Consider the following 12,216-nt stretch of genomic DNA (forward strand, 5'->3'; position numbering starts at 1 on the left):
CCCCGGCTCGGCCCTCGTCGGGAGCCCGTCCGTCCGCCACTAGACTGGCAGTCATGCCCATCCGATCCTCCGCAGGCGCTCCGCGCCCCCGGGACCGCCCGACGACTCCGATACCCGAGCACGGTCCTGCCGCGGAGGCGGTCCCCGGAGCCGTCCTCTGGGACATGGACGGAACTCTCGTGGACACCGAACCGCTGTGGAATGAGAGCCAGCGTGCCCTCGTGGAGGCCGCCGGTGGACGGTGGACCACCGAGTTGGCGCACGGGCTGGTGGGCCAGGCGCTGGACCACGGCGCCCGCCTGCTCCAGGAGGCCGGGGTCACGCTCAGCGTGGGGGAGATCATCGAGCACACCATGACGGACGTGGTCAACGGCGTGCGCCGATCGGTGCCGTGGCGGCCCGGTGCCCGGGAACTGCTCACCTCATTGCGGGATGCCGCCGTGCCCTGTGCCCTCGTCACCATGTCCCATGCCCCGCTGGCCGCCGTGGTCGCCGAGTCCGTCCCCACCGGTTCACTCGAGTTCCTCGTCACGGGGGACATGGTCCTGCGGGGGAAGCCGGACCCTGAGCCCTATGTGACGGCACTGGACGTCATGGCGCGTCGCCACGAGAGCCTGGACCGGAGCGCCTGCGTCGCGGTCGAGGACTCGATGCCCGGATTGCTGTCCGCGGCTGGCGCGGGCCTGGCCGTCGTGGCGGTCCCGCACGTCCTCGCCCTGCCCGATGACCCACGGTGGGAGAAGTGGACCACCCTTGCCGGCCGCACCCCCCGCGACCTCGCCACGGTGGCGGCGCGGATGTCGGCGGCCTCGTGAGCAGCGGCGCCCTCGAGCCCGTCTCCGACCGCCGCGGGAAGCTGCGACTCGGCTCACTGATCGGGGTTCCGGTCTACCTGTCCTGGAGCTGGTCCCTCATCGCCCTGTTCGTGGTGGTGCTGTTCGGGCCTCAGGTCCAACGGCTGTTCCCCGAACTGGGGATCGGTGCCTATGGGATCGCCTTCCTCTACGCCGTGCTCCTGTTGCTCTCGGTCCTGGTCCACGAACTGGCCCATGCCGCCAGCGCGAAGGCGTTCGGCTGGCCCACCACGGAGATCGTCCTCAACCTCTGGGGCGGACACACCCAGTTCGGCAGTTTCCAGGCCACGCCGGGCCGCTCCCTCGTCACGGCGCTGGCGGGACCCGCCGCCAACGTGCTGCTGGCCCTCGGCGGCCAACTGCTCATGGCCACGTGGGCCCCCGACGGCGTCGGGAGCCTGCTGCTCGGCATCTTCACCTACGCGAACTGGCTAGTGGCGGTCTTCAACGCCCTCCCGGGCCTTCCCCTGGACGGTGGCCGGATCGTCGAATCAGCCGTGTGGGCGGCCACGGGGGACCAGGACAAGGGGACCATCGCCGCGGGCTGGGCGGGACGCCTCATCGTGCTGGCCCTGGTGGTCGGGGTGGTGGTGGTGCCCCTGGTGCAAGGGCGGCCGGCCGATATCCCGCTGATCGTCATCCTGGTGATGGTCGGCTATTTCCTCTGGACCGGTGCCACCGAGTCCATCCGCGGTGCCCAGCTCCGGCTGCGGGTCCCCGGCCTGACCGCCGCCCAGCTCATGCTTCCGGCCATCGGCCTGCTCAACACCGCCACCGTGGCGGACGTCCGTGGCCGGCCCTCGGGCACGCTCGCGGTGCTGGTGGCCCCCACCGGCCAGCCGGAGGCCATCGTGGACGAGAACGCTCTGGCCCGCGTCCAGGACCGGGATGCCTCGTCTGTCCTGGCTGCGGCCACCGCCCGGGCCCTGTCCCACGGCGCCGTGGTCCGCGCCACCGATGCCGGCCGCCCCTTGGTGGACCGGCTCGCCGCAGTGGACGGCGCGGAATACGCTGTACTGGCGCCGGACGGCACCGTCTGCGGCGTGCTCCGCCAACCCGATGTGGTCCAGTGGCTCACCACGGGCCGCCGTCGCTGACCCTCACCACCCACCAGAAGGACCACCACCGCATGACCGATACCCCCAGCCCCACCGGCGTCGACGAACGCCGTGGCCCCCTGCGCCCCGGCCAGCGGGTCCAGCTCAAGGACGCCAAGGGACGCCTCAACACCATCACCCTCACCGAGGGCGGGCAGTTCCACAGCTACCAGGGCGTCCTGCACCATGACGACCTGATCGGCGGTCCGGACGGCGTGGTGGCGAGGAACTCGGCGGGCCACGAGTACCAGGTCCTGCGCCCGCTGATCAGCGACTTCGTCCTGTCCATGCCGCGCGGGGCCACCGTCGTCTACCCCAAGGACTCCGGTCAGATCGTGCAGATGGCGGACATCTTCCCCGGTGCGCGGGTGGTGGAGGCCGGAGTCGGCTCCGGTGGCCTGTCCATCTCCCTGCTGCGCGCGGTGGGGGACGCGGGGGAACTGCACTCTTACGAACGCCGCGAGGAGTTCGCGGACGTGGCCCGCGCCAACGTCCAGACCTTCTTCGGCGGGGAGCACCCGGCCTGGCAGATCCACCTCGGCGACGCGCAGGAGGAGATGACCACGGTCCATGAACCCGGTTCCATCGACCGTGTGGTGCTGGACATGCTGGCCCCCTGGGAGTGCCTGGACGCGGTCGCGACGGTGCTGGCGCCGGGCGGCGTGTGGATCAACTACGTCGCCACCGCCACCCAGCTCTCCCGCGTGGCGGAGGCGATCCGTGAGGACGGACGGTTCACCCAGACCGAGGCCTCGGAGACCATGGTCCGCGGCTGGCACCTTGACGGTCTGGCCGTGCGGCCCGACCACCGCATGGTCGCCCACACCGGTTTCCTGCTGGTCTGCCGCCGCCTGGCGACCGGCCAGGAGGCCCTGGCGCTGAAGAAGCGCTCCAAGGTGTCCGAATTCAAGGCCGTGGACGTGGAGGCCTGGCAGCCGGCCGACGAGTCACGCTGGACCCCGCAGGCCCTGGGCGAACGCCCCGTGACGGACAAGAAGGCGCGCAAGGCGGCTCGCGAGGCGGCATCCATGGAGCAGAAGGGCGCGCGACGCCACCTCGCGGACGTGGATCCCGGTGAGGACCCGGCCGCCGCTGCGGATCCGATAGTCCCGGTGGAACCGGTCGACCCAGCAGACCTCTGACCTCTGAAGGACGGACCGTCCACCGGCCGGAGCCATCGTTACGCCACCAGCCAAGCGCACCACAGCCTTCGCGGACAGGCCTAGGATGGATAGGTAAGGCTGACCTCAGGCATTCCCCGATCCGGTTGGCCGGAAAGGTATCCGTGAGCGATCCCACCACCGCCGGAACCACACCGATGGAGTCCGGCCTGACGCACCAGCTGGAGGCGGCGAAGCGTCGCGCCGCCACCCTCGTGGAGAAGAACCGGACGCTCGAGTACCAATTGCAGACCGCCGCCCGGAACAACCGCCGCATGGTCGACCTGTTGGAGGAGACCCGGGACGAGATCACCACGCTCAAGGCCGCCCTGGAGCTGGATGGGGAGGCGCCCTTCGCCTTCGCCACGGTCCTGGAGGTCCACCCGGCCCGCGAGCCCGTCGAGGGCGTCGAGATCGCGGCGACCGTGCAGGGTGGCGTGGACGTCATCCACAACGGCCGCCGGATGCGGGTGACCGCATCCCCCCTGTTGGAGGCCGCCCGGATCACCCCCGGCTCCGATGTACTGCTGAACGAGTCCCTGACCATCGTGTCCGTACTCGAGGCCGAACGGGCCGGGGAGCTGGTCCGGGTGAAGGAGACCTTGGACGACGGGCTGCTGGTCGTCGTCGGGCGCGGGGACGAGGAACGCGTCGTGCGCCGGTCGCACCGCCTCTCGGGTCAGCGCATCCGGGTGGGGGACGCCGTCACCTACGACTCGCGCACCGGCCAGGCCCTGGACGTCGTCCCGCTGAACGAGGTCCAGGACGTGGTCCTCGAGGAACTTCCCGATGTCAGCTACGAGGACATCGGGGGCCTGCGGGACCAGATCGAACAGATCCGTGACTCCATCGAGATGCCGTTCCTACATCCGGGCCTGTACCGCGAGCACGGGCTCAAGGCCCCCAAGGGCATCCTGCTCTACGGGCCTCCCGGCACCGGCAAGACCCTGATCGCCAAGGCCGTGGCCTCCTCCCTGGCCGCCCGCTCCACGGAGGAGCGCCGCTCCTACTTCCTCAACATCAAGGGCCCCGAACTGCTGAACAAGTACGTGGGGGAGACGGAACGGCACATCCGCACCATCTTCGCCCGCGCCCGGGAGAAGGCCTCCGACGGGTATCCGGTCGTGGTGTTCTTCGACGAGATGGAATCGTTGTTCCGCACCCGCGGCTCCGGCGTCTCCTCGGACGTGGAGACCACGATCGTTCCCCAGCTGCTGGCCGAGATCGACGGCGTGGAACGGCTGGACAACGTCATCGTCATCGGCGCCTCGAACCGCGAGGACATGATCGACCCGGCGATCCTCCGCCCCGGCCGCCTGGACGTGAAGATCCGCGTCTCCCGGCCGGACGCCGAGGGCGCCGCGGACATCTTCGGCAAGTACCTCACCACCGCCCTGCCCCTGCACTCCGCCGAGCTGGAGCGTCACGGCAGCCGGGCGGACACCGTCGCGGCGATGATCGCCGCCGTCACCGACCACCTGTTCGCCCGCGGCCCGGAGACCGAGTACCTCGAGGTCACCTACCTGGACGGCACCACCCGGACGCTGTACTTCGCCGACTTCACCTCCGGTGCCGTCATCGCGAACATCGTGGACCGGGCGAAGAAGCAGGCCATCAAGGACTACCTGTCCGCGGATTCCGCCGAGGAGGCCAAGGGGCTGCGCACCGAGCACCTGCTGCAGGCTGTCCGGGAGGAGTTCACCGAGCAGGAGGACCTCCCGAACAACACCTCACCCGAGGAGTGGGCCCGGGTCTCCGGCCACCGCGGCGGGCGCGTCGCCGGGATCCGCATGCTGGTCCGCCACGGCTCCGCCGACCAGCAGGTGTCACGGTGACGCACGTGCCCCCATCCCCGGACTCTTTCAGTCGACTTGGGGTGGGCGCTGGGGCGGAAGACCCACCCCAAGTCGACGGAAAGCGGGACGGATCGGCCGGCGTCGGGCCCGTGGTGGCGGACCGGCACGGTCTGGTCCCGGCCGATGCCGTGCTTTCGGCCGGACGTGACACCGCCGGATGGGGAGTCCACCGGGTGATGGGGCTGGAGACCGAGTACGGCGTCCATGCCCCCGCCAACCCCGGTGCGGGGCATTCAGTGCTCTCCGTGGAGGTGGTCAACGCCTATGCGGACCTCGTGACGTCCCGGGGCGGGACCGTGGCGGGCACGGAGTGGGACTACGGGGAGGAGTCCCCGCTCGTGGACGCCCGCGGCTGGCAGCTGCCGCGGTCGGCGGCCCATCCCACGCAGTTGACTGATCAGCCACTGATGGGCGAGGACGGCAGTCCCGTGCACCTGCTGACGAACCTGGTGCTGCCCAACGGGGCCCGCCTCTACGTGGACCATGCCCATCCCGAGTACTCCTCACCCGAGACCACGAACCCGTTGGACGCCATGGTGTGGGACCAGGCGGGGGACCTGGTGGCGTTGGCCGCCTCGCAGCGGATCGCCGCGGCACCGGGGGAGCCCCAGGTGCTGCTGTACAAGAACAACACGGACAACAAGTCAGTGTCCTACGGCGCCCACGAGAACTACCTGGTGACCCGCAGCCTGGACTTCGAGGAGCTGGCACAGCGCCTGTTGCCGTTCTTCACGGCCCGGCAGGTGATCTGCGGGGCCGGTCGAGTCGGGCTTGGCGTCACCGGGTCGAGCCCCGGGTTCCAGATCAGCCAGCGGGCGGACTTTTTCGAGGAGCAGGTCGGCCTGGAGACCACAGTGCGGCGGCCCATCGTGAACACGAGGGACGAGCCGCATGCCGACGCCGACCGGTACCGCCGCCTGCACGTGATCATCGGGGACGCCAATCTCTCCCAGTACGCGACCTGGCTGCGCTGCGGCATGACCGCCCTCGTGCTCTCCATGATCGAGCTCGGCACCGCGCCGGAGGTGGAACTCATGGACCCCGTGACGGCCCTGCAGCGGATCAGCCACGATCCCACCCTGCAGGCCACCGTCCCCCTGGTGCGTCCCCTGGACGGTGCCGGCCCGGGCGGTCGCCGTGAGGCCACGGGGCTGGAGATCCTGCGGGTCTATCTCGAAGCCGCCGAGCGGCATGTCCACCGCTTCGGCATGGAGGACGGGGCCACGCTGGACGTGCTGCACGCCTGGCGGGAGTCCGTCGAGACCCTCGGAACCGAGCCGGCCGCCATGTCCGACCGGCTGGACTGGGTGGCCAAGTACCAGCTGCTGTCCGGGTACCGGAAGCGCCACGGCCTGGACTGGGACGATCCCCGCCTCGGCATGATGGACCTGCAGTATGCGGACCTGCGCCCGGACAAGGGGCTCTACCAGGCGATGCTGCGCCGTGGCTCGCTCCGCCGGCTGGTGCCGGACGAGAGGATCCGGGACGCCGTCGGCACGCCGCCGCCGGACACCCGGGCCTGGGCGCGCGGCCGGACGGTGGACGTGTTCGGGCGTCACGTGGTCGGAGCCAGTTGGGACACCCTCCTGGTGCGTGAGGAAGGCGAGGGCCCCCTCCACCGGTTCCATCAGCGTGAGCCGTTGGCCGGCTCCGCCGAACAGCTGCCCGGGGTGTTCGACGAGCCGGCGGCGGAGGGTTCCTACGGGCGGCTGCTCGAGGCCCTGTCCCGTGTCCAGGCCGGTCCGCCACGGCATCACGGACACCACTGACTCCCTCACCACCAGACACGACCATCACCACCATCAGGAGCGACCATGTCACAGCAGTACGGCTCATCCTTCGAACGCGAGGAAGACTCCTCCAACGGTCCTGACGCGGATCCCACGCCGGCACCCACCGGCGCCGCGGGCCAGACCAGCACCGCTGACCTGGACAGCCTGCTCGACGAGATCGACTCGGTGCTCGAGACGAACGCCGAGGAGTTCGTCCAGGGTTTCGTCCAGAAGGGCGGCCAGTAGCCCGCATGGACCGCAGGATCATGGGCGTCGAGACCGAATTCGGCGTGCACTACTCCCATCCGGGATCACGGCCGCTCACGCCCGAGGAGGTCGCCCGGTACCTGTTCCGGCCCGTGGTCGAGTGGGGGCGCTCCTCCAACGTGTTCGTCACCAACGGTTCCCGCCTGTATCTGGACGTGGGCTCCCACCCGGAGTACGCCACGGCGGAGTGTTCCACCCTGGATGAGCTTGTGGCAGTGGACAAGGCCGGAGAACGGGTTATGCAGGAGTTGATCGACGGGGCCACCGGGCACATGAGGGCGGACGGCTTCACGGGGACCATCTACCTGTACAAGAACAACGCCGACTCCGCGGGCAACTCCTACGGTTCCCACGAGAACTACCTGCTGAACCGCCGGACCGAGTTCCGCCGGCTGTCCGAGGCACTGATTCCCTTCCTGATCACCCGACAACTCGTCTCCGGGGCGGGCAAGGCCATCGGAGTCCGCACCGGGGCCGGCGACGGCGGGCTGCACGGGGCCGGTGCGACGGAAGCGCCCATCCCCGGCCCTCCGGAACCCCACTTCGCCTTCTCCCAACGGGCCGACCACGTGATGGAGGGCATCTCCTCCGCCACCACTCGTTCCCGGCCCATCATCAACACCCGGGACGAGCCCCACGCGGACGCCGCCGAGTACCGCCGCCTCCACGTGATCGTGGGGGACTCGAACATGTCCGAGACGACCCAGCTGGTCCGGTTCGGGGCCACCGACCTGCTGCTGCGCATGATCGAGGCCGGGCGGCCCCTGGGCGACCACCAGCTCGCCAACCCCATCCGGGCCATCCGGCAGGTGTCCCACGACCTCACCGGTACCGAGAAACTCGAACTGCGCAACGGTGGACACCGATCGGCTCTGCAGCTGCAGTGGCACTACCTGGAGCAGGCCACCGCCTTCGTGCGGGAGAACGGTCCCCACCATGACCGGGTCCCGGCCGTGCTCGATCTGTGGGAGCGCACTCTGGATGCCGTGGAGAGTGGGGACTACTCCCGGATCGACACCGAGATCGACTGGGCCATCAAGCACCGCTTCCTGTCCCGGTACGCCGCGAAGAACTCCCTGGACTGGAATGCGCCACGGATCGCCCAACTCGACCTCTCCTACCACGACATCACGCCCCAGCGGGGCCTGTTCTCGCTGTTGCAGTCGCGCGGGGCCGCCGCCCGGTTCCTGGACGATGCCGCCATCGAGGACGCAGTGGACAACCCGCCGCCGTCCACCCGCGCCACCCTGCGGGGCCGGTTCATCCGGGCTGCACGGGAGGCGGACCAGACCTATTCGGTCGACTGGACCCACCTGAAGCTCAACGACCGTCCGCTTCAGGCCATCAGCATCAAGGATCCGTTCCAAACCGAGTCCGATCGGCTCGATGCGCTCATCGGTCACCTGCGCCACGCCACTGGCGGGGAGTCCGCCTCATCCAGCGTCCATCCAGTCTGACGTGACAGACTGAAAAGGCCGGGTGATGGCCCGGTCTGGGTGTCACCCCGCCGCCCTCCTCGGCCGGGAGCTGGCCCCGTCCCGTACTACCGAAGGATCCCATGTCCCGCTCTGTGCCCCGTCAGCAGTCTCGATCGCGCCGGTCCCGCGCCGCCGCGCCCCTGTCCCTGTCCCTGGTCGGCGCCCTGCTGCTGGCCGGTTGCGCCGCTCCGGAGCCGCGTGGCGCCGGCGACATCGAGGCCTTGGAGCCGGTGTCCATGGAGGTCAACGAGGAGGGCGTCCCGGAGGTCACCGTGGACGGGGAGATCCAAGCCGAGGAGATCTCCTCCCGCGTCCTGAAGGACGGCGACGGCGCGGACGTCAACGACGGCGACATCGCCTTGGTGCAGACCGCCATCGTGGACCCGGCCTCTGGCGAAGTCACCGCCGAGAACTTCACCCAGGGCTCCGAGGCCGTGTTCCTCAACGACACGTTGAAGGAGGGCAATGACGTCCTCTACAACATGCTCGACCAGAACAAGGTCGGTGCACAGATCTCCTTCTTCATGCCCGGATCCCAGATGGGCCAGGGAGCCCCAGATCAGCTGATGGTCTTCCAGATCTCCGACGTCCGCCCGGCACGTGCCGAGGGAGAGCCCGTGGACGTCACCGACGACTCCCTGCCGGCTGTCACCCTCAACGAGGACTCCGGCGAGCCCACCATCGCCGCGCCCGAGGGCGATGCCCCGACCGATCTCGTCGTACAACCGCTCATCGAGGGCGACGGTGAGGAGGTCGGTGAGGGTGACCACGTCACCGTCCAGTACAAGGGCGTGAAGTGGTCCGACGGCGAGGAGTTCGACTCCTCGTGGTCGCGCGGCGAACCGTCAGGGTTCCCGCTCAGTGGCGTCGTCGCCGGCTGGTCTGAGGGACTGCAGGGCCAGAAGGTCGGCTCCCAGGTGCTCATCGTCGTGCCGCCGGAGAAGGGTTACGGGGATACCGAGGGCCATGAGCTCCAGGAGGAGACCCTCGTCTTCGTGGTGGACATCCTGCACACCATGCCACCGGCCCAGCCGGCCGAAGCACCGGAGTCGACCGAGCCGGCACCCTCGGAATCGGCACCGGCCGAGTCAGCACCGGCCGAGTCAACCCCCGCGGCATCAGCGTCCCCCGAGTCTGAGTAGGCTGGAACGGACCGCAGAACTGACCTGAATTGGTCTGAACCCGACCTTCTGGAAGGAAGAAACCCATGTCCTTCGGACAGCGCAATTACGACCGCACCCGCCCGGAGATCGAGTTCCCCGGTGAGAACCCGCCGGCAGAGCTGGTCATCGAGGACATCGCCGAGGGCTCCGGAAAGGCCGTCGAGGCCGGCGACCGGGTCTCCTGCCACTACCTCGGGGTGGCCTGGTCCACCGGAGCCGAGTTCGACGCCTCGTGGAACCGCGGCCAGCCGCTGGACTTCCAGGTCGGCGTCGGCCAGGTCATCAAGGGCTGGGACGACGGCCTGCTGGGCATGAAGCTCGGCGGCCGGCGGCGCCTCGAGATCCCGCCGCACCTGGCCTACGGGGACGCCGGTGCCGGCGGCGAGATCGGCCCGGGCGAGACCCTGATCTTCGTGGTGGACCTCGTCGGGATCAACTGAACCCACCGTGTCCGCCGCATCGCCAGCGCGCTCCACAGAGCGCATCGTCTCGCTGCTGTGGGTGCTCTTGGCCAGCGGCCGCCGCGGGGTCACCCGCGAGTACCTGGTCACCTCCGTGGACGCCTACTCGCTGTCCCCGTCCGCAGCGGCGTTCGAGAAGATGTTCACCCGTGACAAGGAGGTCCTGAAGGGCATCGGCGTGCCGTTGGAGTCCTTCACGGTCCAGGACGAGTCCGGCTTCGAGTCCTCGGAGCCGGGCGGGGAGACCCGGTACCGGATCGACGAGGACCGGATGTACCTGCCGGCCGTCCCCTTCACCAACGGGGAGCGTCTGGCTCTGATGCGGGCAGAATCCGCCTGGGCCGGTTCGGAGATCGGCCATGCCGTGGTCCGGGCCCTCGGCCGGGTGGACGCGGGGGAGGACTGGCTCGAGGCCAGATCGGACTCTGACCACGAGGCCTTCGGAGTGCGCCTGGCGGGAGCGGACCGCTACCTGACAGAACTCGGGGACATGGTCCGCGACCAGTCGGTGGTGCGCTTCAGCTACCGGACCGTGAATGCCGGGCGTGCTGAGGACAGGACCGTCCGGGCCTGGGCGCTGACCAACCCGACGGGCGTCTGGTACCTCGTCGGATGGGACCTCGACCGGCAGCAACAACGCACCTTCCGGCTGACCCGCATCGAGTCCGAGCCCCGGGTGGTTGCGGCCGATCCCGGCCATGACCGCGCCCCACACCGGCCCGCCGACTTCGACGTCCAGGCGGTCCACGACGTGGTCTCCGGGCAGCGGCAGCCGGCGTCCACCGTGCTGCACCTGGCCACCGGCCGGGCCGTCCACCTGCGGATCGGTGCCGAGCCCACCGGGAACCCCACCATGGTGCCGAAGGGCTGGGACGAGGTCCGGGTGACCTACACCCGGCCAGCGGAACTGGCCGGGAGCATCGCCGCGGCAGGACCCCTGGCCACGGTTCCGGACGTCGGGGACCCGCTGCGGGCCGCCGTCGTGACGCTGCTCGAGGGCGCCCTGGCCTCCCATGCAGCCCCGCAGCCGGAATACACGCTCAGCACGCCGAAGCGGCGCCGCAACCGCAGGACCGACCGGGACAAGGTCGCCGCCGTGGTGGACGCCATCGGGCTGGCGAACCGGCGGGACGGGATCAGCCGCGCCGAACTGGCCGAGCGGCTCCACGTCGGCGACCGGGAACTCACCGCCATCCTCGACGAACTCTGGTTCTGCGGCATGCCCGAGCGGCAGTTCGCCGGACAGCAGTTCGAGGTCCTGGAGCAGGACGGCCGGATTCGCATCACCCAAGCCGAACGACTCTCCGGGCCTCTTCGCCTCAGTGTTCCAGAGGCCGCCGCCCTGGCCATCGGCCTCCGCGCGGCAGCGGGCATCCCGGGACTCACGGACACCGAACGGCAGGACACTGCGTCTGCGTTGGACAAGATCCTGGCCGCGTCCGGGCCCGAGGTGGGGCAGGCCGGCGCCGGGATCGTGGCCGGATTCGACTTCGGTCCCTTCACCGAGCTGGCCGGCCGGCTGCACGCCGCCGTCCGCGAACAGACCCTGCTCTCGATCGACTACCACTCCGCGACCAGGGACGAGACCTCCACCCGCACCGTGGAGCCGCTGCGCATCACCAGCGAGGGCGGCCACGGATACCTGCAGGCCTGGTGCCGCTCCAGCGATGGACGGCGGAACTTCCGCCTCGACCGGATCGCCGCCGTCCGCGAGACCGGTGAGACCTTCGAACCCCGTCACCTGCCCGTGGACGACCGCCTGTTCACCCAGCACGGTGACGAGCCCGCCGTGACGGTCCACTTCGCCCACCGCATCCGTGACCTGGCCGCCGGGTTCGATCCGGAGAGGACCGCCGTCCTGGAGGACGGCTCGGTGATCGCGGAGGTCAGGCTCGCCCACCCCGACTATGCCCACGCCCAGGCGGCCCGCTTCGGAGGCGAGTTCCGGGTGCTGGCCCCCCAGGACCTCGTCGAATCGACCGTCGACTGGCTCCAGCGCGCCCGGACCGGATACGTCACCGGAAATTCACCGTCACCGGGTGTCTCCACGGGCCCCGGCCCCGCGGCGTGACGTAAACTCGACAACGTTCAATCGAAAGGACGCCCCC

Annotated in this window: 10 protein-coding genes; all 10 read left to right on the forward strand. The window is 69.9% G+C overall.

Annotated features, from left to right (window positions below):
* Positions 1 to 53: 53 nt before the first annotated feature.
* The 10 genes from IEX49_RS13630 (at position 54) to IEX49_RS13675 (ending at position 12,179) form a co-directional block, all read left to right on the forward strand.
* Positions 54 to 815: an HAD family hydrolase gene (locus IEX49_RS13630; RefSeq protein WP_188806694.1), complete on the forward strand. Its 762-nt coding sequence runs from the start codon at positions 54 to 56 to the stop codon at positions 813 to 815.
* Entirely contained in the window at positions 812 to 1,951 is a 1,140-nt protein-coding gene (locus IEX49_RS13635) for a site-2 protease family protein (protein ID WP_188806695.1), read from the forward strand. Before IEX49_RS13630 ends, IEX49_RS13635 begins: the two co-directional genes overlap by 4 nt.
* Positions 1,952 to 1,983: 32 nt before the next feature.
* On the forward strand, positions 1,984 to 3,093 hold the full coding sequence (locus IEX49_RS13640) for a tRNA (adenine-N1)-methyltransferase (RefSeq protein WP_229672683.1): 1,110 nt from the start codon (positions 1,984 to 1,986) through the stop codon (positions 3,091 to 3,093).
* A gap of 176 nt (positions 3,094 to 3,269) precedes the next feature.
* Positions 3,270 to 4,946: a proteasome ATPase gene (arc, locus tag IEX49_RS13645; protein ID WP_188806741.1), complete on the forward strand. Its 1,677-nt coding sequence runs from the start codon at positions 3,270 to 3,272 to the stop codon at positions 4,944 to 4,946.
* 197 nt (positions 4,947 to 5,143) lie between these two features.
* The gene (gene dop / locus IEX49_RS13650; protein WP_188806742.1) at positions 5,144 to 6,736 is read left to right on the forward strand and encodes a depupylase/deamidase Dop; all 1,593 of its coding nucleotides are present in this window, start codon (positions 5,144 to 5,146) and stop codon (positions 6,734 to 6,736) included.
* A gap of 45 nt (positions 6,737 to 6,781) precedes the next feature.
* Positions 6,782 to 6,985, forward strand: coding sequence for a ubiquitin-like protein Pup (locus tag IEX49_RS13655; protein WP_188806696.1), 204 nt, complete (start codon positions 6,782 to 6,784; stop codon positions 6,983 to 6,985).
* Positions 6,986 to 6,990: 5 nt separating this feature from the next.
* The gene (gene pafA, locus IEX49_RS13660; protein WP_188806697.1) at positions 6,991 to 8,463 is read left to right on the forward strand and encodes a Pup--protein ligase; all 1,473 of its coding nucleotides are present in this window, start codon (positions 6,991 to 6,993) and stop codon (positions 8,461 to 8,463) included.
* A gap of 101 nt (positions 8,464 to 8,564) precedes the next feature.
* Entirely contained in the window at positions 8,565 to 9,626 is a 1,062-nt protein-coding gene (locus tag IEX49_RS13665) for an FKBP-type peptidyl-prolyl cis-trans isomerase (protein ID WP_188806698.1), read from the forward strand.
* Between the two features lie 65 nt (positions 9,627 to 9,691).
* Positions 9,692 to 10,087, forward strand: a complete 396-nt coding sequence (locus IEX49_RS13670; RefSeq protein ID WP_188806699.1) for an FKBP-type peptidyl-prolyl cis-trans isomerase — start codon at positions 9,692 to 9,694, stop codon at positions 10,085 to 10,087.
* Positions 10,088 to 10,094: 7 nt separating this feature from the next.
* On the forward strand, positions 10,095 to 12,179 hold the full coding sequence (locus tag IEX49_RS13675) for a helix-turn-helix transcriptional regulator (protein ID WP_188806700.1): 2,085 nt from the start codon (positions 10,095 to 10,097) through the stop codon (positions 12,177 to 12,179).
* The last annotated feature ends 37 nt before the right edge of the window (positions 12,180 to 12,216 follow it).

This window comes from Citricoccus zhacaiensis, assembly GCF_014645315.1.
Taxonomy (GTDB): domain Bacteria; phylum Actinomycetota; class Actinomycetes; order Actinomycetales; family Micrococcaceae; genus Citricoccus; species Citricoccus zhacaiensis.